At 73.5% G+C, this 23,436-nt stretch carries 17 protein-coding genes; 4 read left to right on the forward strand and 13 right to left on the reverse strand.

All coding sequences use genetic code 11. The annotated features are described in order from the left end of the window. Nucleotides 1–20: 20 nt before the first annotated feature. Nucleotides 21–5,384 carry a pullulanase-type alpha-1,6-glucosidase gene (gene pulA, locus KBZ10_RS11735; protein ID WP_210987505.1) on the reverse strand — a complete coding sequence of 1,788 codons (5,364 nt, stop codon included), beginning with the start codon at nucleotides 5,382–5,384 and terminating at the stop codon, nucleotides 21–23. 218 nt (nucleotides 5,385–5,602) lie between these two features. Next, complete coding sequence (locus KBZ10_RS11740; RefSeq protein ID WP_210987506.1) at nucleotides 5,603–7,330, reverse strand: carbohydrate-binding module family 20 domain-containing protein; 1,728 nt, start codon at nucleotides 7,328–7,330, stop codon at nucleotides 5,603–5,605. 797 nt (nucleotides 7,331–8,127) lie between these two features. Between KBZ10_RS11740 and KBZ10_RS11745 the strand changes: the two genes are divergently transcribed. Next, nucleotides 8,128–9,438, forward strand: coding sequence for an amidase (locus KBZ10_RS11745; protein WP_307847355.1), 1,311 nt, complete (start codon nucleotides 8,128–8,130; stop codon nucleotides 9,436–9,438). 286 nt (nucleotides 9,439–9,724) lie between these two features. Here the strand turns inward: KBZ10_RS11745 and KBZ10_RS11750 are convergent, their stop codons facing one another. Further along, on the reverse strand, nucleotides 9,725–10,585 hold the full coding sequence (locus KBZ10_RS11750) for an ABC transporter permease (RefSeq protein WP_210987507.1): 861 nt from the start codon (nucleotides 10,583–10,585) through the stop codon (nucleotides 9,725–9,727). Beyond that, nucleotides 10,582–11,493 carry an ABC transporter ATP-binding protein gene (locus KBZ10_RS11755; protein ID WP_210987508.1) on the reverse strand — a complete coding sequence of 304 codons (912 nt, stop codon included), beginning with the start codon at nucleotides 11,491–11,493 and terminating at the stop codon, nucleotides 10,582–10,584. Before KBZ10_RS11755 ends, KBZ10_RS11750 begins: the two co-directional genes overlap by 4 nt. Nucleotides 11,494–11,624: 131 nt before the next feature. On the opposite strand from KBZ10_RS11755, the gene KBZ10_RS11760 reads away from it, so the two are divergent. From KBZ10_RS11760 to KBZ10_RS11770, 3 genes are all read left to right on the forward strand, one after another. Continuing rightward, a complete protein-coding gene (locus KBZ10_RS11760; protein ID WP_210987509.1) occupies nucleotides 11,625–12,827 on the forward strand; it encodes a sensor histidine kinase in 1,203 nt (400 codons plus the stop codon). Next, entirely contained in the window at nucleotides 12,824–13,498 is a 675-nt protein-coding gene (locus KBZ10_RS11765) for a response regulator transcription factor (RefSeq protein ID WP_210987510.1), read from the forward strand. Before KBZ10_RS11760 ends, KBZ10_RS11765 begins: the two co-directional genes overlap by 4 nt. Nucleotides 13,499–13,718: 220 nt before the next feature. Then, on the forward strand, nucleotides 13,719–14,222 hold the full coding sequence (locus tag KBZ10_RS11770; RefSeq protein WP_210987511.1) for a DinB family protein: 504 nt from the start codon (nucleotides 13,719–13,721) through the stop codon (nucleotides 14,220–14,222). 87 nt (nucleotides 14,223–14,309) lie between these two features. On the opposite strand, the gene KBZ10_RS11775 is transcribed toward KBZ10_RS11770, so the two are convergent. From KBZ10_RS11775 to KBZ10_RS11815, 9 genes are all read right to left on the reverse strand, one after another. Beyond that, nucleotides 14,310–15,050, reverse strand: a complete 741-nt coding sequence (locus KBZ10_RS11775) for a hypothetical protein (protein WP_210987512.1) — start codon at nucleotides 15,048–15,050, stop codon at nucleotides 14,310–14,312. A gap of 155 nt (nucleotides 15,051–15,205) precedes the next feature. Next, nucleotides 15,206–15,346: a hypothetical protein gene (locus KBZ10_RS11780; protein WP_210987513.1), complete on the reverse strand. Its 141-nt coding sequence runs from the start codon at nucleotides 15,344–15,346 to the stop codon at nucleotides 15,206–15,208. Nucleotides 15,347–15,396: 50 nt separating this feature from the next. After that, complete coding sequence (locus KBZ10_RS11785) at nucleotides 15,397–15,894, reverse strand: transmembrane transport protein (protein ID WP_210987514.1); 498 nt, start codon at nucleotides 15,892–15,894, stop codon at nucleotides 15,397–15,399. Beyond that, entirely contained in the window at nucleotides 15,891–16,433 is a 543-nt protein-coding gene (locus KBZ10_RS11790) for an RNA polymerase sigma factor (protein ID WP_210987515.1), read from the reverse strand. Before KBZ10_RS11790 ends, KBZ10_RS11785 begins: the two co-directional genes overlap by 4 nt. 172 nt (nucleotides 16,434–16,605) lie before the next feature. After that, nucleotides 16,606–17,658: an AbfB domain-containing protein gene (locus tag KBZ10_RS11795; protein WP_210987516.1), complete on the reverse strand. Its 1,053-nt coding sequence runs from the start codon at nucleotides 17,656–17,658 to the stop codon at nucleotides 16,606–16,608. A gap of 226 nt (nucleotides 17,659–17,884) precedes the next feature. After that, on the reverse strand, nucleotides 17,885–19,270 hold the full coding sequence (locus tag KBZ10_RS11800; protein ID WP_210987517.1) for an AbfB domain-containing protein: 1,386 nt from the start codon (nucleotides 19,268–19,270) through the stop codon (nucleotides 17,885–17,887). A gap of 334 nt (nucleotides 19,271–19,604) precedes the next feature. After that, nucleotides 19,605–20,657, reverse strand: a complete 1,053-nt coding sequence (locus tag KBZ10_RS11805) for a LacI family DNA-binding transcriptional regulator (RefSeq protein WP_210987625.1) — start codon at nucleotides 20,655–20,657, stop codon at nucleotides 19,605–19,607. 8 nt (nucleotides 20,658–20,665) lie between these two features. Beyond that, on the reverse strand, nucleotides 20,666–22,354 hold the full coding sequence (locus tag KBZ10_RS11810; RefSeq protein ID WP_210987518.1) for a glycoside hydrolase family 13 protein: 1,689 nt from the start codon (nucleotides 22,352–22,354) through the stop codon (nucleotides 20,666–20,668). 98 nt (nucleotides 22,355–22,452) lie between these two features. Beyond that, nucleotides 22,453–23,433, reverse strand: coding sequence for a sugar ABC transporter permease (locus tag KBZ10_RS11815; RefSeq protein WP_210987626.1), 981 nt, complete (start codon nucleotides 23,431–23,433; stop codon nucleotides 22,453–22,455). Nucleotides 23,434–23,436 lie beyond the last annotated feature (3 nt).

Genomic DNA, 23,436 nt, shown 5'->3' on the forward strand with positions numbered 1-23,436 from the left:
GGCCCGTGGAGCCGGCCGGATCAGCGCTGCTGGAACACCGCCACCGTGCGGCCCGGGACCGTGAAGGTGCCCGAGTCCCGCTCGAACGATGCCTTCTTCACCACGGGGTCCGCGCCCCCGGCCTGGACCGGGTGGAGGCCGTAGCCCCGCCCGGCCGCCGGGCTCACCTTCTGCGTCTGTTCCCGCGGGGTGGCGTTGAAGACCACCACCAGGTCGCCGAGGGCCATGGTGATGACGCCCGGTGTCTCCTCCTTGCCGGACAGCGGGAAGGACAGCCGCTCCTGCACGGCCTCCGCCGTGTCCAGGCTGAACACCGGTTCGGTGGTGCGGATCCGCAGGAGGTCCCGGTACGCGGCCGAGGCCCCCTCGATCTCCGGGCAGCCGGGCCGGAACTGCGTCCGGGGCAGCAGCGGCTTGGCGAAGGGCCACTTGTCCTTGTTGTCGGCGGCCGGGGGCAGGCCGCGGCCGAAGCCGTTGCCCTGCTCGCAGTCCCAGTTCAGGACGTTGAACCAGTCGCCGCTGTCGTAGGAGTTGCGGTCCAGCGACTTGGAGCGGAGCAGGTCGCTGCCCGCCTGGGAGAGCGCCGGGCCCTGGGAGAGCGCCGCCGTGGCCATGGAGAGGACCTGCATCCTCGCCCGGTCGGCCGCCGCGGTGTCCGACGGCAGTTTGAACGCCAGGGCGTCGTACAGGGTTTCGTTGTCGTGGGCGTCGGCGTAGGCCAGGGCCTCGCCGGGGGCGGCGGCGTAGCCGGCCGGTGAGCCGTTGTAGTCCACCTCGGAGCCCTTGACCTTCTTCCCCGAGGAGTCGGTGAAGGAGTAGCCGGCGAGGTTGCCGCTCAGCCCGACCTTGATCAGGTCCTGGTAGTGCAGCAGCCGCGCCCTCTGCTCCGCCTCGCTCCCGTTGGCCGCGGAGCCGTTGGGCTCGGTGAAGAGGCCGGAGCCGAAGCCCTGGATGCCGGGGTCGGCGTCGAACGGGCCGCCGCCGCGCACCGCGTCGCGGGCCCGGTCACTGAAGGTGGCGATGCCGGTGCCCGCCATGTTCTTCTGCGTGGCCTGGACGAAGCGGGCGTCGTCGGCGATCTCGCCGAAGTTCCAGCCCTCCCCGTAGAGGATGATTGCCTTGCCGTCCACGCCGTCCTTCTCCACCGTCAGGGCGTCGAGCGCCTTGCGGACGGCGAGCATGTTGGCCTTGGGGTGGTGGCCCATGAGGTCGAAGCGGAAGCCGTCGACCTTGTACTCCTTCGCCCAGGTGACGACGGAGTCCACGACGAGCTTCCCCATCATGGCGTGCTCGGGAGCGGTGTTGGCGCAGCAGGTGGAGGTGGCCACGGAGCCGTCCGCCAGCAGCCGCTGGTAGTAGCCGGGGACGATCCGGTCGAGGACGGACTTGTCGTCCTGGCCGCTGGCCACGGTGTGGTTGTAGACCACGTCCATGACGGTGCGCAGGCCGCTCTCGTTGAGGCTCCGCACCATCTTCCGGAACTCCACGGTCCGGCCGGGGCCGTCCGGGTCACTGGCGTAGCCGCCCTCGGGGACGGTGTAGTGCAGCGGGTCGTAGCCCCAGTTGTAGCCGTCCTTGGCGGCGGCCTTGCCGACGCACTCCTGCTGTTTCTCCGAGTCGGCGGGGAGCGCGGCCAGATCGCAGTCCGGCTCGGTGCGGTCGGACTTGCGTTCGGGGATGGTGCCGATGTCGAAGACGGGCAGCAGGTGGACGTGGGACGTGCCGGCGTCCGCGAGCTTCCGCAGGTGCTTCATGCCGTCCGCGTCGCGGTCGGTGAAGGCCAGATATTCGCCCGGGTGCTCGTTCGTCGGGTCGGCGGCGGAGAAGTCGCGGACGTGCAGCTCCTGGATCTGCGCGTCGCGCAGCGGCACCGCCTCCGGCTTCTTCAGCGCGTCCCAGCCCTCGGGGGCCAGCGCCGGGTCGGCCAGGTCGGTGACCAGGCTCTCCTTCGAATCGGCGGTGAGGGCGGTGGAGTAGGGGTCGGTGACCTTGTTGGTGACGAGCTCCTGGACGCTCGGCGCCCAGACGGTCACGGCGTAGCGGTACGGCTTGCCGCGCCAGTTCTTCTTCCCGTCGGCGCTCCAGACGCCGCTGGCGTCGTCGCGGCGCATCGCGATCGTCTTGCCGTCCAGTTCGAGGGAGACCTCGCGGGCCGTGGGGGCCCAGACGGAGAGCGACGGGGTGCCGTCCGCGGCGAAGACCGGACCGAGGTCCGCCTTCGTGGCCTCCGCCCCGTACAGGTCGTCGAGGACGCCCGGGATCTGCACGCCGGTCGCGGCGAGCAGGGCGCCGGACGCCGAGCGCTGGGTGGCGATCAGCTGGCCGCGCAGGGCCTCGCGCACCCGGTCGCGGTCGCGTTCGTCCACGGCGAACGCCGGGTACCCGGCGAGGTGCGGGTACTTCTCCTTCTGCGCGTCGGTCAGCGCGGCGGGGGCGAGCCGAAGCCACTGCCCCTCGTCGGAGAGGGCGCCGTCCTCGGCGGTGATGCCGCCCCGCGGGTCGTAGACGAGCTGCTGGCTGGTGGCGGCGGTGGCCTTCACCTTCCAGACGACGGTGTCGCGGTCGATCCACTGCGCCTCGGCCTTGGTCAGGTCGAGATCCGGGGCGCCGCCGGTGGCGGGCAGCAGATGGCCCGGCTTGCCGGCGAGCAGCCAGATCTCGTGGCCGTGGGCGGCGAGGTCGAGGGACTGGTCGCTGGGGAGGTCCTTCTCGTCGCCCTTGTGGAGGATGTACGACAGGGAGGTCGCGCCCTCGGCGAGGGGCACCTCGAAGGTGGCGCCGAAGGCGTCCTCGCGGACGGGCTCCAGCGGCTTCGACCACTCGGTGGGCTCGGCCGCGCCGGTCCAGGTGTGCAGGCCCCAGCCGTCGTAGTCGCCGCCGGGGCGCTGGTAGTGGATGACGGCCTTCGTCTTGTCCTGCGGCGGGTAGACGCCGTCGGGGCGGGTGCCGGTGAGGCCGTCGTCGCCCTGTTCGACCCACACCTCGCCCGTCTTCGCCAGGTCGATGGTGCGTTCGGGACCGTCGGCGGTGCCGTCCTTCTCGACGGTGAACTTCAGTTCGGCGGCGCTCTCGTCCTCGCCCAGGGTGATCCAGGCGAAGGCGCCGTACGCGTCGCGGCCGGTGAAGGTGCCGGTGCGCTCGCCGGCCCTGAGCTGCCAGCCGTCGTAGTCGCCGTCGGCGCGGCGGTAGTGGACGACGGCGTAGTCGCGCTCGACGGCGGTGGGCTTGGCCGGTGCCGGGGGCTGTCCGGTGGCGGAGGAGGCGAGGGCGCTCGCGGTGCGGCCCTTGCTGTCCACCACGACGGCCTTGTAGCGCAGGGCGGTTCCGGCGGGGACGGTGTCGTCGATGTGGTGGGTGACCTGGTACGGGGCGTGGTCGGCGCTGCCGAGCACCCGCCACTTGCCGCGGCCGGTCTGGGCGGCGAAGACGACGCGGTTGAGCTGTCCGCCGTCCACATCGGCGGTGAGCTCGACGGTGCCGGTGGCGCCCTCATCCGGGGCCGTGAGGGTCACCGAGGGCTCGGCGGTGGGCGCGGCGAGCGGCTTCGCGGCCTTGAGGACGGTCGCGGAGAGCGCGGGGATCGTGACCTCGATCGTCTTGTCGGCGCCGCTGACCACGCGCGTGTCCTCGTAGCCGCCGGGACCGCCGTGGATCGTGCGGAACGTCATGCGGGCGGAGCCGGTGGGAATCTCGGCGGTCTTCGCCCTGGTGGAGTTGTTGAAGGCGACGACGTACTCGGTCTTCTTCCGGGTGTCCGTCCGCGAGAAGGCGTACACCGACGTGTCGGCGAGGCGTTCCGTCTGGACGCCGTCGCGCAGGGCCGGGTGCTTCTTGGTGAGCCGCGACAGGGCGGCGATCTGCCGGTAGAGCGGGTGCCGGGTGTCGTAGGCGTCCTCGGCGTGGGTGCGGCGGGTGCCGAGCTGGTCGTCGTCGAGGTAGTCGGCGGTCTTCGAGGCGAAGAGGGTCTGCCGGGCGTCCTTGTCGCCGCCCGCGCCGGTGAAGCCCTGCTCGTCGCCGTAGTAGATCACCGGGTTGCCACGGGTGAGGAACATCAGTTCGTTGGCGAGCTTGGCCCGCCGGAGCAGTTCCCGGCCGTCCGCCTCCGGGTTGTCCTTCTTCAGGAAGCTCCCGATGCGGCCCATGTCGTGGTTGCCGAGAAAGGTGACCTGGGAGTACGCGTTGGCGCCGTCGGTGGTGTAGCGGTAGTCCTGCGCGAGGACGTCCGACAGCCCGGAGGCGTCGGCGCCCTGGGAGGCGTAGGCCCGCGCGGCCTCCTGGAAGGGGAAGTCGAGGGTGGAGTCGAGGCGGCCGCGGGTGACGTACGGGGCGGTGACGGCCGGATCGGCGGAGTAGACCTCGCCGAACATGAAGAAGTCGTCGCGGCCGCGCTTCGCCGCGTAGGCGTCGAGGGCGGTGGCCCACTGCGTCCAGAAGTCCAGGTCGACGTGTTTGACGGTGTCGATCCGGAAGCCGTCGATGCGGAAGTCCTTCACCCAGCGCTGGTAGATCTTCTCCATGCCGCGCACGACCTCGGGGCGCTCGGTCCACAGGTCGTCCAGGCCGAAGAAGTCGCCGTACTCGGCGGACTCGCCGGCGAAGGTGGAGTCGCCCCGGTTGTGGTACATCGCCGGGTCGTTGAGCCAGGCGGGGACCTTCTTCTCGCCCTTGGCCGGTACGGGCGTGTAGGGGAAGGCGTCCAGGTCGACGCCCTTGCGCGGCATGCCGTCGCGGTCGTCGAACGGGCGGCCGTCCTTGTCGAGGTACGGGAAGGCGGCCTTCGGCTTGTAGCCGTACTCCTTCTCGGCGTAGTCGACGGTGTCGGCGGTGTGGTTGGTGATGACGTCGAAGTAGACCTTCATGCCCTTGGCGTGGGCCTTGTCGATCAGCTTCGTGAGCTCGGCGTTGGTCCCGAAGTGCGGATCGACCCGGGTGAAGTCGGTGATCCAGTAGCCGTGGTAGCCGGCGGAAGCGTTTTCCCCTTCCCCCTGCACCGGTTTGTTCTTGAAGATCGGCGCCAGCCAGAGGGCGGTGGTGCCGAGGCCCTTGATGTAGTCGAGCTTCTCCGTCAGGCCCTTGAGGTCGCCGCCCTGGTAGAAGCCCTTGTCCGAGGGGTCGAACCCGGTGGCGAGACGGCCGCCGGACAGGCCGCCCTTGTCGTTGGCGCGGCTGCCGCTTGCGAACCGGTCCGGCAGGACGAAGTAGAACTGCTCACGCGACTGGTCGTGGCGCGCGGGCTGCGCCGCCAGCGACCGGTCGGAGGGCGGTTCCGGGGGCGGCGGCGCCGCCGACGCGGGCTGTGCCGCGGGCAGGACCGCCGCGAAGAGCGCCGCGGAGACGGCCGCTGCGGCCGTTCTGCGACGCGGGGTTCCGGTCACGGGTGACATCTCCTCGGGGATGGCGGATGGTGCGGTGGGTGCGGTGGGGATGCGCGGCCCGTGCGGACCCGCGCGGAGCACACCCGGTGGCGGAAGGGGGGCGGCGGCCGGCCGCGGGAGCACGGCGGGGACGGCGGCCGGCGGGGACGGCGGCGGCGGGGCGGCCGCCCGGCTCGTCGGGGAGTACGGGCCGGGCGGCTGTGCCCGCGAGGGGCTGACGGGAGGGGTCAGTCGCGCCAGGTGTCGTTGAGCAGCACGGTGCCGTCACCGCCGACGGTGGCGGTGCGGTTGGCGCCGCTCTCCCAGGTGGCGTTCCCGCCCGCGTCCTTGCGGATGTACTTGTACTCGAAGGAGGTGCCCGCGGGCAGCGGGACGCTCAGCGACCACACCGGGTAGTTCGCCGGGTCGAGCTTGAGCGCGGCCGCCGGGTCCCAGTTGCCGAGTTCGGCGCGGTTGCCCGTGACGTAGATGTTCTGCCCGAGCACGGTGGTGGCGTTGACGTTGAACGACGCGCCCGCGGCCGGCTCCTCGCCTCCGCCGCCGGTGCTGCCGGAGCAGGTGCGGGCCCCGGTGTGCAGGGCGAGGGCGGTGTTGGCGCCGAGGGTGGCGGTGAACTGGCCGGAGCCGTTGACGGTCACCGTGGTGTTGCTCTGGACGTCGCAGTAGTCGCCGGACGGGAGCGAGGTCTGGAAGGTCCGGCTGAGCGGCCCGCCCTCGTGGTTGATGGCGACGTAGGCGCTGCTGCCGCGCCCGAAGGCGATGGCGTCGTTGCCGTTGTCCCACCAGTTGGTGACGGCCGCGTTCCCCGCGGTGTTGCGGAAGGCCACCATGCTCCGGATCTCGCGCCAGTCGTGCTGGCACTTCCAGCCGCCGCTGTAGCAGGCGTTCACCGTGCCGCCGTTGGGCGGTCCGGCGTCCTTGTTGGACCACTCGTAGCCGGAGTGGACGTCGGGGGAACCATACGGCCAGGCGAGCATGAAGACGTTCGCCAGGGTGTAGTTCGCGCCGTCCTTGTAGCTGAGGGTGTCGCCGACGCGCTCGGTGTCGTGGTTGTCGACGAAGACGGCGGACTTGCCGGACTCCATGTAGCCCCAGCTCTCGCCGAAGTTCTTGAGGTGCGCGAGGCTCTCGTTGGTGAACATCCGCTTGAGGTCGCGGGCGTAGCGGAACTCCTGGACGTCACCGGTGCCCAGGTACTCGCTCGGCGAGACGGCCTCGCCGGCGCCGTGGATCGCCTCCTGCTTCCAGTAGGCGTTCGGGTTGGACAGCCGGGACTTGATGTTGGCCAGGTCGGCGGCCGGCATGTGCTTGGCGGCGTCGATACGGAAGCCGTCCACGCCGAGGGAGAGCAGGTCGTTCAGGTAGGCGGCGATGCGGCCGCGGACGTAGTCCTCGCCCGTGTCGAGGTCGGCGAGGCCGACCAGCTCGCAGTGCTGGACGTTGTACCGGTCCCCGTAGTTGTTGATCTCGGAGCGGCAGTCGTCCATGTCCGCGCCCGAGTAGATGCCCGGGTAGTCGTACTTGGTGTACGAGGAGCCGCCGGTGCCGGTGCCGGAGCCGGCCGACATGTGGTTGATGACGCTGTCGGCGACGACCTTGACGCCCGCCGCGTGGCAGGTGTCGACCATGTTCTTGAAGGCGGCCCGGTCCCCCAGCCGACCCGCGATCTTGTAGCTGACGGGCTGGTAGGAGGTCCACCACTGCCCGCCCTGGATGTGTTCCTGCGGGGGCGAGACCTGGACGTAGCCGTAACCGGCCGGGCCGAGGGTCTGGGTGCACTCCTTGGCGACGGAGTCGAACCGCCACTCGAAGAGCACGGCGGTGACCTGTTTGCTGCCGGGGGCTGCCGCCTGGGCCGGGGTGACGGCTGCGGGTGAGGCGAGTCCGGCGGCGGCGCCCGCCACGAGGGCGAGGGCCGCGGCCAGGGGTCGGCGTCTGCTGACGCTACGGGCCATTGCTTCCTCCTGGGTGAGGAAAGGGGTGGGGGAGCCAGCCTCGTGCGGCAACGCGCCATGCCCCTAAGGCCGATGAATGTTCTTGCTGCAAGGAACAACGAGAACTTGGATACCGGACGGTAGGCTCCCGGCACCCCGCGGTCAAGACCCTGGACACAACAGCGTTACAGACCCGAAATCCCGTCACTTCCGGGCGGGTTGAATGCCTGCAAGCTCTTTCGCAAAGCATTGCAGCAGTGTTACGTTCAACGACGACTCCGGCCCGGCCGGCCGGGGGATCCGCAGGGCGGGACCGACCTCCGGGCCGCCCGCCCCCGGACCCCACGCGCCCGTCCGGCCGGGCCGGTTCCAGCGGGCAGCACGGGAATCGGCCCGACGACGGCGCCCGCAACGGCCACCACGTGGCGTGGAGTTGCCCGCCACAGCCGCTCCAGGGCCGCCCTCCGCCCGGCCGGCCCGCGCGGCGGCTCCGCACTTCACCGGCCGTTGCTCGTCCCCGGCGCCGCGATGGTCCGCCCACGCCCCGGCCGCCGCCTCCACGCTGCGTGCCGTCCGGAATGCCGCGCCGGCGCCCGGCTCTGCCGGGTAACATGCACGCCGCCAAGGACTTCCCGCAGGCGCCCGCCCCGGGCCGGAATCCGGTGGAGGAGCCGTGCCACCGCGAGCCGCGCCCGAAGCCGGACCGCACAGTCCGAGCCTCCCGGCCCGCACCCCGGAGATGCCCCCCGGCCGCCGCGTGACGCGCGCGCAGACGTGGGACCGGACGTGACAGCCGGAGACCGGCGGAGGGGAGCCCGGTGGACGAGGACACCTGGGAGCGGCTGCCGGGCACGGTCATCGCCGCGGCCGTCGCGCGGCGCGAGGTGAGCGCGGCCGAGGTGGTGGCCGCGGCGCTGGGCAGGGTGGAGCGGCTGGACCCGGAGTTCCACGCGTTCCTCGACGTCCGGCCCGAGGACGCGCTCGCCCGGGCCCGCGAGGTGGACCGCCGGATCGCCGCCGGCGAACGGCTTCCGCTCGCGGGGGTGCCGATCGGCGTGAAGGGCCGGGGCGGGATGCGGGCCACGGCCGCCCGGCGGCTGGTCGCGGCCGGGTGCGTGCCCGTCGGGGCGACCTCGGTGCCCGGGCCCGGAACCGTATGGCAGACCTGGGGGCAGGGCCGGGCGGGCCGCACCCTCAACCCGTGGCGGCCCGATCGCTCGCCCGGAGGCTCGTCGGCCGGTTCGGCGGTGGCGGTCGCGACGGGCATGGTGCCGCTGGCCACGGGCAGCGACGGGGCCGGCTCGGTGCGGATCCCCGCCGCGTGGTGCGGCGTGACGGGCCTGAAGCTGACGAACGGTCTGCTGCCCACGGCCGACGCGACCGGGCTCGCCGCCCCCGGCGTCCTGACCCGGTGGGCCTCCGACACCGCCGCGTATCTGCGGTGCGTCACGGGCGAGGACGTGAACCCTGGCGCCGGCCCCGACCCCGACCGCAGCCGTGCCGCCGACTCGGACGGCAGCCGTACCGCCGGCCCGGACGGCGGCCAGGCCCCTGGTGGGAGGCGCCCGGCCGCCGTGTGGTCGGACGACCTCGGCTTCGCCGAGCCCGATCCGGAGGTGACGGCCGTCGCCAGAGGGGCGGCGGAGCTGCTGGCCGGGGCAGGCGTCATCCGGCTCGGCGGCCCCGGGGCGGAGCCCCCGCGCCTGCTGGACCCCGCCCCCGCCTGGCTCGCCCTGCGCTCCCCCGCGACCGCTCCGCCCCCGCCCTCGTCCGCCTCCCCGCCCCCGCCCCCGGCTGCCCGGCCGGACGACCCGCGCGCCGTGAACGACCGTCGGCTCGCGGACTTCTTCCGCCGCGCCGACCTGCTGCTCACCCCGGCGACACCCAACCGCCCGCACGGCCACGAAGGCCCGGGCGACCGCTACAGCACCGCGCTCACCTGGGCGTTCAACCTCAGCGGCCACCCGGCGGCGAGCATCCCGGCGGGCCACACGGCCGACGGCTGCCCCGTGGGCCTGCATCTCGTCGCCCGGCACGGCGCGGAGGCCCTGCTGCTGGAGGCCATCCGGGCCGCCGAGGAGCGCTCCGGGGGCCGCACGGCGGCAAGGGTCGCGCACCAGCACCCGTAGCCGCAGACCCAGCAAGGCCCGCCGCAGCGCTGCTTCACTGCGCCCGTGGAGATGTTCCGGCCCGGCCAGGCCGGGGGTCCGCTCCCCAGGGCGCGGGCCGGCTTCCCGGTCCGGCGCCGCTTGCGGACTCCACATGCCCGTCCGGCCGGGCCGGCTCCCTCCCACGGAAGCCATCGTCACGGCGAGCGGCAGAGGCGGACGGCTGGCTGGCCCCGGCGCACCCCGCCCGGCGGCCGGCCTCCCTGTCGTCCGTCGCGGGCGGGGCCGGAGGTGGCCGGCTCGTCCTTCACACATCCCGGTGGCGTACCACGAACACCGCGACGGCCACTGCTGCGGTGGCCCACGCGCCGTAGACGATCCACGCCTCGGTGACGGTCAGCGGATACGCGCCCAGGTTGTGCGCCCGCTCCGGATTCTTCACCAGCCGTTCCCAGGCGCTGAGCGGCATGGCATTGCCGATCTCCTTGACCCAGCGGTAGCGCTCGCCCTGGAACAGCGCCGGTACCAGCAGCAGCAGGGCGATGACGGCGACGATGGAGCCCGCGGCGTGCCGGACGACCGCACCCACCGCCATCCCCACCAGCGCACACAGCGGCGCCAGCAGGGCGGCCGCGGCGACGGCACGCAGTGCGCCCGGCTCTCCCAGCGACAGACCGCCGTGATCCCGGAGCAGCATCTGGGTGACGCCGAAGGAGGTGCCGGAGACCAGCACGCCGAGCGCCAGCATGACCCCTGCCACCACGGCCGTCTTGGCGGCGACCACCGCCTCTCGGCGGGGCACGGCGGCGAAGGTGGTGCGGATCAGCCCGCTGGAGTACTCGCCGAAGACCGCGATCCCTCCCACCGTCGCAGCGATGATCATCAGCAGCTGCCAGGCAGGGTCGACGAACGCCGTGGGCAGGGGATCGAAGACGAACTCCGGGAGGCGGAGCTCCGCCGGTCGCTCCGGCTGGTGCTCCAGCCGGTCCGCGTTGGACGCGGCGGAGTTCACATTGATGCCGATCACGGCCAGCGCGCCGGCGCCGAGCACCCAGTGGGTGGAGCGCAGTGACCAGAGCTTGATCCATTCGGCGGCGAGGAGTTGACGGAACCGGACGGGGCCCGGGCCCGGGAGGCGGACGGGGGCCCTGGCGGGTACGGGGGTCATCGGACGGCTCCAGCGGAGTACTCGACGGTCTCTGCGGTGAGTTCCATGAAGGCCTCCTCCAAAGAGGCCGGGTGCGGGCTGAGTTCGTGCAGCCGCACCCCGTGTGTGAAGGCGAGCTCCCCGATGCGGTCCGCGGGCAGACCGGTGACCGTGTACAGGCCCTCGCCTTCCGCCCGAACCTCCGCGCCCTGGCCCGTCAGCAGTCCGGGAAGGCTGCCCGTATCCGGGGTGCGGACGCTCACCCGCGGCCGCGTGGTGCGGGCCGCGAAGTCCCGCAGGCTCTGCTCCGCGACGAGCCTGCCGCGGCCGATGACGATCAGCTCGTCGGCTGTCTGCTCCATTTCCCGCATCAGATGGCTGGAGACGAGCACGGTGCGGCCCTCGTCCGCCAGTCGCCCGAAGAGGCCGCGCACCCAGCGCACGCCCTCGGGGTCGAGGCCGTTGAGCGGTTCGTCGAAGATCAGTACTGGCGGATCGCCGAGCAGGGCGGCGGCGATACCGAGCCGTTGCCTCATGCCCAGGGAGAACCCGCCGATCCGCCGGCCGGCCGCATCCGCGATGCCGGCCTCCGCCAGAACCTCCGCGACCCGCCCGCGCGGCAGGCCGTTGCTGACCGCCAGCGCCATCAGATGGGCGCGGGCGGAGCGGCCGTCGTGCACATCGTGGGCGTCGAGCAGGGCGCCGACGTGGCGCAGGCCGCGCGGATGGCCGCCGAACGGCTGCCCGTCGACGGTGACGGTGCCGCCGGTGGGCCGGTTCAGCCCGAGAACCATGCGCAGCGTGGTCGTCTTCCCCGCACCGTTCGGGCCCAGGAACCCGGTGACCACGCCCGGGCGCACGGTGAAGGACAGCCGGTCGACGGCGGTGGTCCCGCCGTAGCACTTGGTGAGTTCGGTCGCTTCGATCACGAGGACCACGCTGCCGGACGGAATCCGCCCGGGCATCGGGCCGCCGGCCACAACCGGTGCGTCACCGGTAGCCTCCGGGAGTACGCCCGTGGACCGATGCCGGGTGCGCGCCTGCTGCCTATGATCGGCGCATGACCGCTCCGCCGGACACCCCGCGGCCGCTCATCGCCGAGGTCCTGGCCTGGTGTTCGGGTATCGCCTACGTCGCCCTGGTGTACGTCGTCATGCTGAACACCCGGGAACCGACCGGCATGCGCCTGCTGCCGGTCGCGCTGCTCGCCGTCCTGCTGCTGCCCCTGGTGCCGCGCCGGCCGGTGCCCGCGCTGATGCTGCTGGCCGGCGTCTCCTTCGCCGCGACCGTGCACGCGCAGTCGGTGCTGGCCGCGGGGCAGCACGTCATGGCCGGTATGCCGCCGGCGCGGTCGCAGGCGTGGCAGATCGCGTCCCTGCAGGCAGTCCTCACCGATCTCATCGTGGGATGGACCGCCGCCACCCGGTCGCGGCCGATCACGGTCGTTTCCGCGCTGATGGCGCTCGGCACGCAGATCGCCGGCGCCGCTTACTACCGCGACGGCGATGCGGCGTTCCTGTCCGCCTCGGTCTTCCTGACCCTGCTGGTGGTCACCGCCTGGACGGTCGGCCACTCGGTCGGCGAACGGCGCCGGCACAGCACCGATCTGCGGACGCGCGCCGCCGAACAGGCGGTCGTCGCGGAGCGGCTGCGGATCGCCCGGGAACTGCACGACATGGTGGCGCACAGCATCGGTGTCATCGCCATCCAGGCGGGGGTGGGGCGGCGTGTCATCGAAACGCAGCCGTCGGAGGCGCGCAACGCCCTCGCCGCCATCGAGAACACCAGCCGTGACACCCTGGCGGGTCTGCGCCGCATGCTGGGCGCGCTGCGGCACGTGTCTCCGGGAGACGGTGCGCCCCTCGCGCCGGCACCGGTGCTCGCCGATCTCGAAGAGATGGTGGAGCGGACCGGGGACGCGGGGGTTCGGGTGGACATCGAGTGGCGTGGCGAACGGCGGGCACTGCCGGCCGAGATCGAACTGTCCGCCTACCGCATCATCCAGGAAGCGCTCACCAACGTGGTCCGCCACTCGGGCGCCGACGCCTGCCGGGTGACCATCGACTGCCAGAAGGACCGTCTGTCCCTCGAGATAACCGACGACGGCCGCGGCCCCTCCGACCTGCCCGCTGCGGCCGGCTACGGGCTGACGGGCATGCGGGAGCGAGCGGCACTGCTGAACGGCGAGTTCGCGGCCGGCCCCCGTCAAGAGGGCGGCTTCCGCGTGACCGCACGGCTCCCGCTGCCGGTGGCGGCCCCATGACCCGGGTGCTGCTCACGGACGACCAGCCGCTGGTCCGGCACGGGCTGCGGGTGCTGATCACCGACCGGCCCGGCCTGGAGGTGGCGGGCGAGGCGGCGAACGGCGAGGAGGCGGTGCGGCTCGCGGCGCAACTCGCACCGGATGTGGTGGTGATGGACATCCGGATGCCCGGCATGGACGGCATCGAGGCCACCCGGAGAATCACCGCGGGGTCCGGCACACCACCGAAGGTCCTGATCCTCACCACGTTCGACGACGACGAGTACGTGTACGGCGCGCTCCGCGCAGGGGCGAGCGGCTTCCTCGTCAAGGACATGGACATGGACCAGCTCATCGCCGCGATCGAGGTCGTGGCCGCAGGGGACGCCCTCATCGCCCCCGGCGTGACACGCCGCCTGATCGCCGAGTTCGCAGCCCGCCCCGGCATTTCTCCGCCGCCCCCGCGACCGGTGGCGGGCATCACCGTCCGCGAACGGGAAGTGCTCATCCTGGTCGGCCGCGGACTGTCCAACGGGGAGATCGCCGCGCGGCTGCACATCAGCATGGCCACGGCCAAGGCCCATGTGAGCAGGCTGCTGACCAAGCTGGACGCGCGTGACCGGGTGCAGTTGGTCATCCTGGCGTACGAGCTGGGCCTCGTGACACCGACGTGGGGACAGGGCCGCGGCTAGCACCGTGGCCGGGAAGGCGCACCGGCTCACGGCCCCCGGCACGGACCGGCCCGGGTCGCGGCGCGCCGGAGCCGGTGCCACGGAGTTGTTCCCCTCAGCACCGCCTTTCCTGTCCGATCCGGGCGCCGGAGCACGTCCACCGCCGCCCGCCCCGGTCAAAGGGCATGTCCCGGGCGGTAATTCGGCACGCCCTGCGGTCGCATGGCGGCATGATGGCGCGATGACCGATGATCAGAGGAGCGGTCCGCCGCCGGTTGACGACGAGCGGGCCACGCTGAACGGATTTGTGCAGTACCAGCGGGACACCCTTGCCATGAAGTGCGCGGGGCTCTCCGCGGAGCAGCTCAGGGAGCGGGCCGTGCCGCCGTCGCCGCTCTCCCTGCTGGGGCTGGTGCGGCACATGGCCAACGTGGAGCTCGGCTGGTTCCGCAACGTGGTCAGCGGCGAGGAGGTCCGGGCGTACTGGCCGCGCGGGGACGGCGAGGGTGGAGAGTTCGACGTCGACGCCGCCGACCCGGAGGAGGCGTTCCGCGTCTGGCGGGAGGCGTGCGCGCGGTCGCGCGCCATCGTGGAGGCCGCCGAGTCCCTCGACGTCACCGGCCGCCACCACGGCGAGACCGTCTCGCTCCGCTACATCCTCGCGCACATGATCGAGGAGTACGCCCGCCACAACGGCCACGCCGACTTCCTGCGCGAGCGGATCGACGGAGCGGTCGGCGAGTAGGCGGACGGCGGCCGGAAGGGCGGCGAGTGACCGGAGCGGCGGGCGGCCGGACCGGCGGACGGGCGGGGGTCCATACCGGTCCGGCGCTCAGTGCCGGTCCGGCCGGCCCGCCAGGAGGTTGCCCGCCTTCGCACCGAGGCGGCCCCAGCGGGCGTCGTGCCGCCGGGCCCGCTCGGTGGCCCGGCGTCGGCGGCGCGAGCCCTCGGAGTAGAAGCGGCGGGCCCAGGGCGAGTCGGGGCGGGCGAGGCGCACGGCGGCGGTCCAGGCCACGGGCGGCAGAAAGACCCCGATCACCCCGAGCCGCAGCTTTCCCTTGGCGAAGGCCGTCACGACGATGAGAAAGTGCAGGGCCACGGTGAGGGCCAGCCCCGCCCGGTTGTCCTGCTCCGACTCGCTGACGTCGTCCACGCCCACCGGCAGCGCGCCGAGCAGCACCATGCCGACCGCGGCCGCGGTGAGGGTGACCGCCTCGACGGAGGCGCGGCCCTGCTGGGACCAGTAGACGTCGCTGAGGTAGAGCATCAGCGCGAACTCGTCCATGACCAGGCCCATTCCGGCGCCGAAGACGAGCGCCATCGCCGCCGCGCCGCCGCTCTCGTCCGCGAGGGCGGCCATCCCGAAGCCCCCGATGGCCGCCAGGACGATCCCGGGCACCATGTGGTGGATGTGCACCCGGCCGGTGCTGACGTTGCGGAACGGGCCGCGGCCGGCGCGGATGCTCCGGGTGATGCCGCGGGTGATCAGGAAGACGAGCACGAACCCGGCCAGGCTGAGCAGCAGGGGCAGCTTGCCCGGTTCCACGATGTTCCGATACCACCAGTCCCCCATGGGGCCGCCCTGTTCCGCTGTGCCGCTTTTCCGGCGGATTGATCCGGTCGGCGCTCACGATAATCCCCGGCCGGCCCGGGCGGCGCCCGGCGCGCAAGCGCCCCGGCGCGGAAGCCGGTGACCGGGCCACCGCTGCTGCGGGGCCGGCCGGGGGCTCAGGTCAGCAGCAGGAGGCCGGTCCCGAGCAGCAGCGCCGCGCACGCCGCCGCGGCAAGGACGAAGACGGTGCGCCGGCCGGCTCCGCGGAGGCGCAGAGCGAGGGCCAGCGGGCCCACCGGGGTGGTCTTGTTGTTCACGGTTGTCTCCTTGATCGTCTCGGTGTATCGGAAGGGCGTGGAGCCGGAGGTCAGGGCGTGTCCTGCCGCAGAGCGGACCGCAGCCGGAGCAGTTCGCGGCGATGGGACCGCGCCCGGGCCAGGGCGAGCCCCGCGGCGGTGACGAGGAGGACGCCGACCGGGGCGGTGACCAGTACCCCGGCCGTGCCGGCGCGCACCGCGGCCAGCGCCGTTCCGGCCGCGCCGGTCGCCGCGGCGGCCACGAGCGCGAGCCGGGCCGCCAGGACCCGGTCCCGGGCATAGAGCGGCCGCCGCCTGCTCAGCACCCAGCCGGCGAAGGCCGCCCAGGCCAGCCCGATGGCGATGAGCCCGGCGAAGGCGGCCCGGGTGCGCACGGGCAGCGGATGCGGCTCGGTGGCCCAGAGCACCGCGATCAGTGCCGCGCCGCACCCTCCCGCCAGTCCCACGGCCACGTGACGGATCCGTGACCCCAGGGAGATCTCCGCGGCGAGCGCGCGCCGCAGCTCTTCGGGCACTCCCCGCCGGGCCGCGGGTTCCGGTTCCCTCATCTCTCGTATCCCCTCTCGGCGAGGACGCCGCGCAACATGCGGCGCGCCCGGTGCAGCCTGCTCTTGACCGTGCCGGCCGGTACGCCGAGCACCTGCGCGCAGTCGGCCAGCGGAAGGTCCTGCAGGTGGAACAGGACCAGCACTTCGCGCTCCGGGGGCGGCAGCCCGCCCAGGCCGGCCTCCACCTGCATCGTCGTCAGCAGGCCGCCGAGAGAGTCGTCGACGACGGCGTCCGCTTCCTCCAGGAGGGTTTCCGGCGCCCGGTACGCCTGCCGCAGGTGGTCGGTCACCGCGCGCCGGGCGATGGTGAACAGCCAGGGCGCGAACCGCTCCGGCTGCCGCAGCCGCGGCAGTCCGCGCATCACGGCGACCCACACGTCCTGGGTGAGATCGTCCGTGAGGTGCGGCGATCCGGCCATGGCCCGCACATAGCGCCACAGCGGGCCGTGCCAGGCGCGCACCAGTTCGGGGAACGCCTCCCGTTCCCCGAGCTGGCAGCGCACCACCAGCAGTCCGTCACGCCGCGCGTCGCCGCTCACCGCACCTCCCTCTCCCGTTCTTCCGCGTCCACCGGAACAGTCGGCGCGCGCGGAGAAAAGGTTCACGGCCCGGGTGACCGGCCGGGGGGCACGCTCCGGTGCGCCTTCCCGGGTCTGTGGGGGCGCCCTGCGGGGACGGGACGCGGAGGTGCCGGGGAACGGCCCGGCCGGCTCAGCTCAGGGCGGCGATGACGCGGAAGGAGGCGTCCTGCTTGAAGAGGTTCGAGCCGTCCGGCCGGTCGAGCCTCAGCTGGAAGTCGTGGTGGCGCAGGAAGCGGCCGGGAAAGTTGTACGACTCGAAGGTGATGGCGTCGGCGGCCATGCCCCGGGTGGCGCAGAAGGTGGCGTCCTGGCGGAAGGGGCCGGTGTCCCGCAGGGGGGAGACGCGGATGCGGAAGTCCTGCTGGCGCAGATAATGCCCGGCCGCCGTCTTGAACGAGTAGCACTTGTCGTCCGCGAGGCCCGGCATCACGGTGAAGGTGGCGTCCTGGGCGTCGGCTTCGCCGGCCGGGCCGGAGCTGATCGGGTCGAGGAAGATACCGCCGTTGCGCTGGCGCAGATAGCGGTTGGGGTAGTTGACCGACTGGAACGAGCGGTTCGCCGTCGCGCCCTCCGCGGGCAGTCCGCCCTTCCCGCTGGGGCCCGGTGCCGGGGCGTTGGGCAGGGACGGGGTGGGCCGGGGGCGGGCCCCGGGCGGTGCCGGCGTCCCGGGCGCCGCGCCTGCCCCGCCCGCCGGGCCGTCGTCGCCGTCCGCGCCGATCATGTCCATTCCGAAGAACCACACCGTGCCCGCCAGTGAGGCGGCCAGCAGTCCGGCCAGCAGCAGGACCGGGTTCAGGGGCCAGTCGCGGAGGCGCCATCCGATGCGGCGCACCCGGCGGGCGGGCCGGGCAGCGGTGCCCTCGTCCTCCGGCAGCGGAAGGCCGTACTCCGACAGGTTCGGTGGCGGTCCGCCCGCCCTGCCGCCCTCCTTCCGGCGGCGCCGGCCACGGGCCGCGGGAGGCGGGGGCGGCGGGGGCATCAGGGGCCCGGACCCGTAGAAGGACCCGCCGGAGGCGGCTCCCACCAAGTCGTCGGCGCCCGGCGCGGCCCCCGGTCCCCCGCCGGTCGGGAACGCGCCGGTGTAGCCACCGGCGGGCCACTCCGCTCCGTCCTCCCAGTAGGGGGGCGCCCAAGCGGCCGGGTCCTGACCGGGGCCGTCGTCGCGTGGCGTGTCGGCTGTCATCCCGGGTCCTCCCAAGACTCTCTCTGACCAACGCACAGCCCTTGGGGCGGCAGCCTCCAGCCGGTGGCGGGAGCCCCCGGAGGCGCGGGCGAACGCGCGTCACAGTAGCCCAAATGACCTTCGGGGGAACACACTTCCTCTTCTATAACTGCAGTAAGCAGCGCCCTCGGCCCGGCGCCCGGTCGCGGCCCCGGTCCGGCGGCGCTCAACCGGGAAGGGGTGGCGCTCACCCGAGGGGCGCGGTCAGCTGGAAGGAGATGTCGGCCCGGTAGAGCCCCGAGTGTTCCCACGGGTCGAGCCGCAGTTCGAAGTTGCGGTGCCGGAGAAAGCGGCCGGGCCGGTTGACCGCCTCGAAGGAGACCGATCCGTGCCCGGCGGCCCCCTGGCGCATGCAGAAGGTCGCGTCCTCGCGGAACAGCCGGGAGCCGTCGTTGCCGGCCACCACGGCACGGAAGTCGCGGTGCCGCAGGTAGCGGCCGTCGAGTGTCCGGAAGGAGTGGCAGCGGCCGTCGGCGAGACCGGGGACGAGCGAGAAGGTGGCGTCCCGGGCGGCGCCGGAGGAGCCGACGGGGTCGAGGAAGACCCGGCCGTCGCGGTGACGCACGTACCGGTCCGGGTAGTTGACCGACCTCAGCGAGCGCTCCGATCCGGTCCGCGCCGTGCCACCGCCGCTGATGCTGCCGCGCTCCTCCTTCGCGGCTCCCCCGCCGTCCCCGCCGTCCTCGCCGGCGCGGGAACCGGAGGAGGGGGCCGCGGCACGGGACGGGGAGGGCGCCGGGGATGCCGCGGAGGTGCGCGACGGGCTGGGTGAGGGGGAGGCGGTCTTCCTGGTGCCGGACGGCGAGTTCGAGGGTTCCTCCCCGGCGGCGTTCGGCAGGGACGGGGTGGGCCGGGGGGCGGCGTGCCAGGTCGGGTTGGCCGCGGAGCCGGCCCCCGCATCCGCGGGGCCGCCGCTGCCGCCGAACCACAGGGCCAGGGCCAGCACCGAGCCGATGACGAGACCGGAGACGGCCACCACCGGGACGAACGGCCGCGGCCGCGGGGCGTCCCGCGGCGGGAACGCCGAGCGGAACACCGGGTCGTCCGCGGCGGGCGGCGGCCCGGCGGGCCGGTCACGCCGCCACGGCGGAGGCGCGACCAGCGGCCGGTCGGCGGGCGCGGGCGGCCGTGAGGCGGGCGCGGGCCGCCGGTCGGGCCGGGAGGCGGACGCGGGGGACCCCGGGTCGCCGGCCGCGGGCCCCGCGGAACCCGCGGAACCCGGGCTGCGGCCCGCGGACGCGGCGGGGCCGGGGGGCGGGCCGGCGGCCTCCGCGGTGACGGGGGCCGGGCCGGCCGGGGCGCCGGACCGTGGTTCCGGCACGGGCCCGGGCACGGTTCCGCCGCCGGGCACGGTTCCGCCGCCGGACGGGGTGCCGTCGTCCGGGCCGTCGTCCGGGCCGCTCCCGGTGGCGTTCCCCGCCCGGTGCCCGGTGGCGGGCGGCTGCTCCCCGGCTTCCTCTTCTTCGAGGTACGGCGGTATCCGTACCTCCTGGTCCGGCCCCGGGGTGCCCGGCTCGGGTGTGCCCCGCTCCGGCTCCGTGCCGTCATGGCGTGCTTGGCGGCCGTCTGCCAACGGTGGTTCCTCTCTCGAACCCTTCCGGCGAGCGCACAGCGCGAAGCAGCCCGGATACGGGGCTGGTGGGGGGCGCGTGTGGGAGCGCGCGCCACAGTAGCCGAAACGGCCCGGGGAGCAACACAGTTCGCGGAGGAAGATCCGCAATCGCTTTCGCGGCGGTCCGGCAGGCCGGTGCACGGGCGCACAGGCGCGCGGAGCGGCCGGGGCCCGGGGACGGCCGGGCGGCCCGGGCGGCCGCACACGGCGCCGAGCCCCGCCCGGCGGCAGGCCCGGCAGGCCCGGCAGGCCGGTGCACGGGCGCACAGGCGCGCGGAGCGGGCGGGGGCGCGGTTCAGCCGCCCGGCGTCCCCCTCCGTGCCGGCCCCGTCGAGCCGCGGACGACCAGGTCCGGCTGGAAGACGAACTCCGTGCGCTGCACCGGGTTGCCCTCGATCTCCTCCAGCAGGGCGCCGACCGCCGCCGTCGCCATCGACTGCACCGGCTGCCGCACCGTCGTCAGCGGAGGGTTGGTGAAGGCGATCAGCGGGGTGTCGTCGAAGCCGACCACGGAGATGTCGCCGGGCACGTCCAGCCCGCGCTGCCAGGCGGCCCGGATCACGCCGAGCGCCATCAGGTCGCTGCCGCACACCACGCCCGTGCAGCCCTCGTCGATCAGCGCGCCCGCCGCGGCCTGTCCGCCCTCCAGGCCGAACAGCGTGTGCTGGACGCGCCGTTCGGCCTCCTCGCGGGGCTGCCCCAGGGATTCGCGCAGCTCCGCGACGAACCCCTCGGCCTTGCGCCGGGAGGGAACGAAGCGCTGCGGGCCGACGGCCAGGCCGATCCGTTCGTGCCCCAGCTCCACCAGGTGCCGTACGGCCATGCGGGCCGCCGAGCGGTCGTCGGGAGAGACGAAGGGAGCGGCGATGTGCTCGTTGTAGCCGTTGATGAGGACGAACGGCACGCCGCGCGCCGTCAGCCGGGTGTAGCGGGCGGGATCGGTGGTGGTGTCGGCGTGCAGCCCGGACAGGAAGATGACGCCGGTGACGCCGCGCTCCTCCAGTTGCTCCACCAGTTCGTCCTCGGTGGCCCCGCCGGGCATCTGGGTGCAGAGCACCGGCGTGTAGCCGTACCCGGCCAGGGACTGCTCGATGACCTGCGCGAAGGCCGGGAAGATCGGGTTGGTCAGCTCGGGGATCACGAGTCCGACGAGCCCGGCACTGCGCTGCCGCAGCCGCACCGGGCGTTCGTAGCCGAGGACGTCCAGCGCGGCCAGTACCTTCTGCCGGGTGGCACCGGCCACGCCCGCCTTGCCGTTGAGCACCCGGCTGACGGTCGCCTCGCTGACGGCCGCCTGGGCGGCGATGTCCGCGAGCCGCGGGGCGGCGGGTTCGCCGCCCCGCGGCATGGCCGTGGTCACGTCGTCCACCAGACGGCCGAGTCGGCGGGCAGCACGGCGTCGCCGCCCTCCACGACGGCGCCGTCGCTGGCCAGCAGCACCCGGCCGGGCGCGGGGAGGCGCACGGGCCCGCCGGTGGTGTTGACGGTGCAGACGAAGGCGGTGGCCGGGGCCGCGCCGGTTCCGTCCGCCGGGGCGCGGCGGAAGGCGAGGACGCCCTCGGGCGCGTCCAGCCACTCCACCGCGTCCCCCGCGCCGAGCGCCGGGTGTTCGCGGCGCAGGGCGATCGCGGAGCGGTAGAGCTCCAGGGTGGAGGTCGGGTCGCCGGTCTGGGCCTCGACGCTGTACTTGGCCCAGACGTCGGGCTGCGGCAGCCAGCTCGGGCCGCCGGGCTCGGGCCCGAAGCCGTACGGGGCCTCGGTGCCGGACCACGGGATCGGCACCCGGCAGCCGTCGCGCAGGCCGTCCTGGCCGTTCTCCTTGAAGAAGGAGGGGTCCTGTCGAACCTCGTCGGGCAGGTCGGTGACCTCGGGCAGGCCCAGTTCCTCGCCCTGGTAGACGTACGCGGAACCGGGGAGGGCCAGCATCAGCAGGGCGGCGGCGCGGGCCCGGCGCAGTCCGCGCTCCGGGTCGCCGTCCGCGTAGCGGGTGGTGTGCCGCACGACGTCGTGGTTGGAGAGCACCCAGGTGGTGGGCGCGCCCACGGGCCGCATGGCGTCGAGCGAGTCGTCGACGGCCTCGCGCAGTCCGGCGGCGTTCCATCCGGCGCCCAGGTAGTGGAAGTTGAACGCCTGGTGGAGTTCGTCGGGGCGCAGGTAGAGGGCGGTGCGGTCGGCGCTGGGGGTCCAGGCCTCGGCGACGCCGATGCGCTCGCCCGCGTATTCGTCGAGGACCTTGCGCCAGGAGCGGTAGATCTCGTGGACACCGTCCTGGTCGAAGAACGGCAGCTGCTGGCTGCCGAGGAGCTTCAGCTGCTCGCCGCGGCCCATGTCGGGGAGTCCGTCGGCCTTGACGAGGCCGTGGGCGACGTCGATGCGGAAGCCGTCGGTGCCGAGGTCGAGCCAGAAGCGGAGGATGGAGCGGAACTCGTCCTGGACGGCCGGGTGCTCCCAGTTGAAGTCGGGCTGCTCGGGGGCGAAGAGGTGCAGGTACCACTCGCCCGGGCTGCCGTCGGGTTCGGTGGTGCGGGTCCAGGCGGGGCCGCCGAAGATGGACTCCCAGTCGTTGGGCGGGAGTTCGCCGCCCGTGCCCTTGCCGGGACGGAAGTGGAACCGCTCGCGGAGCGGTGAGCCGGGGCCCTCGCGCAGCGCCTGCCGGAACCAGACGTGCTGGTCGGAGCAGTGGTTGGGCACGAGGTCCACGATGATCCGCAGGCCCAGGGCGTGGGCCTCGCGGATGACCGCGGCGGCGTCGTCGAGGGTGCCGAACATCGGGTCGATGGCGCGGTAGTCGGCCACGTCGTAGCCGGCGTCGGCCTGCGGGGAGGCGTAGAAGGGGCTGAGCCAGACGGCGTCCACGCCCAGCTCGGCGAGGTACGGGAGGCGGGTGCGCACCCCTTCCAGATCGCCCATGCCGTCGCCGTTTCCGTCGGCGAAGCTGCGTGGGTACACCTGGTAGATCACCGCGTCACGCCACCAGCCGGTGCGCTGGTCCGCGGTGGGGGCGGCGGAGCCGGACGGGGGCGTGCCGGTGAGGTCGTGGGTCATGTCATCCCTGAGTCTCGGGGAGCGCGGCGGCCGCGGCGGGGGTGTGGCCGCGGCGGCCGCCGGGTGGCTGGTGGGGGTGGGTAAGCGGCCGGTCCCGGTCACGACTTGGTGGCGCCCGCGGTCAGCCCGGCGACGAGGTGGCGCTGGGCGAAACCGAAGACGATCATGGCGGGCACGGCGATGATCACGGCGGCGGCCGTCATCGATCCCCAGTCGTTGGTGTACTGGTTGACGAAGGTCTGGAGGCCGCCGGCCAGGGTGAGGTTCTCCTCGCCGGTCATGAAGGCCGACGCGTAGGCGACCTCCGCCCAGGCGGTCACGAAGCTGTAGAAGCCGGTGACGGCGATGCCGGGCTTGGCCAGCGGCAGGATCAGCCGCCAGAAGGTGCCGAAGGGGTTGAGCCCGTCGACGCGGCCCGATTCGTCGATGGCGACGGGGATGGTGTCGAAGAAGCCCTTCATCATCCAGGCGCAGAACGGCACGGCGATGGTGAGGTAGGTGATGATCAGGCCGATGGGCTGGTTGAGCAGCCCGAACTGTGCCATGAGGTTGTAGAGCGGCACGATCAGGATCGCCATCGGGAACATCTGTGTGATCAGCAGGGTCCACATCAGCGGGCGCATGCCCGGGAAGCGGAAGCGGCTGACGGCGTAGCCGGTGGTGGCCGAGATGAACACGCCCAGGGCGGTGGTCACCACGACGACCAGCACCGAGTTCCCGAACCAGGTCAGGAAGCGGGTGTCGTTCAGGACGTGGTCGTAGTTGGCGAAGGTGAAGTTCTCCACCAGCGAGGTGGTGAAGGCGTCGCTCTTGGGCTTGAAGGACGTCACCAGCAGCCACAGCGGCGGGAAGACGGCGACGACGGCGGCCAGCAGCAGGCCGGCGTGCAGCCCGAGGGAGGCCAGCGGCCCGCGCTCGCCGCGCCCGCGGACACGGCGGGTGCGGCCGTCGCCGGTACGGCCGTCGCCGTTGCGGACGGCGGCGGCCGGCACCGGGCCGGTGGTGGCGGGGTCGGGCGTCGTGGTGCCCGTGGTGGTTCCGGCGGACTGGGTGGGCTCGGTGGATCCGGTGCTCTTCATGGT

Origin of the sequence: Streptomyces sp. F63 (assembly GCF_018070345.1) — a bacterium.
GTDB lineage: Bacteria > Actinomycetota > Actinomycetes > Streptomycetales > Streptomycetaceae > Streptomyces.

Coding starts and splice junctions, on each gene's coding strand:
- KBZ10_RS11785 (WP_210987514.1), bottom strand. CDS start 15,894: ATGAGGGAACCGGAACCCGCGGCCCGGCGGGGAGTGCCCGAAGAGCTG.
- KBZ10_RS11760 (WP_210987509.1), top strand. CDS start 11,625: ATGACCGCTCCGCCGGACACCCCGCGGCCGCTCATCGCCGAGGTCCTG.
- KBZ10_RS11740 (WP_210987506.1), bottom strand. CDS start 7,330: ATGGCCCGTAGCGTCAGCAGACGCCGACCCCTGGCCGCGGCCCTCGCC.
- KBZ10_RS11770 (WP_210987511.1), top strand. CDS start 13,719: ATGACCGATGATCAGAGGAGCGGTCCGCCGCCGGTTGACGACGAGCGG.
- KBZ10_RS11750 (WP_210987507.1), bottom strand. CDS start 10,585: ATGACCCCCGTACCCGCCAGGGCCCCCGTCCGCCTCCCGGGCCCGGGC.
- pulA (WP_210987505.1), bottom strand. CDS start 5,384: ATGTCACCCGTGACCGGAACCCCGCGTCGCAGAACGGCCGCAGCGGCC.
- KBZ10_RS11775 (WP_210987512.1), bottom strand. CDS start 15,050: ATGGGGGACTGGTGGTATCGGAACATCGTGGAACCGGGCAAGCTGCCC.
- KBZ10_RS11815 (WP_210987626.1), bottom strand. CDS start 23,433: ATGAAGAGCACCGGATCCACCGAGCCCACCCAGTCCGCCGGAACCACC.
- KBZ10_RS11805 (WP_210987625.1), bottom strand. CDS start 20,657: ATGCCGCGGGGCGGCGAACCCGCCGCCCCGCGGCTCGCGGACATCGCC.
- KBZ10_RS11810 (WP_210987518.1), bottom strand. CDS start 22,354: ATGACCCACGACCTCACCGGCACGCCCCCGTCCGGCTCCGCCGCCCCC.
- KBZ10_RS11795 (WP_210987516.1), bottom strand. CDS start 17,658: ATGACAGCCGACACGCCACGCGACGACGGCCCCGGTCAGGACCCGGCC.
- KBZ10_RS11765 (WP_210987510.1), top strand. CDS start 12,824: ATGACCCGGGTGCTGCTCACGGACGACCAGCCGCTGGTCCGGCACGGG.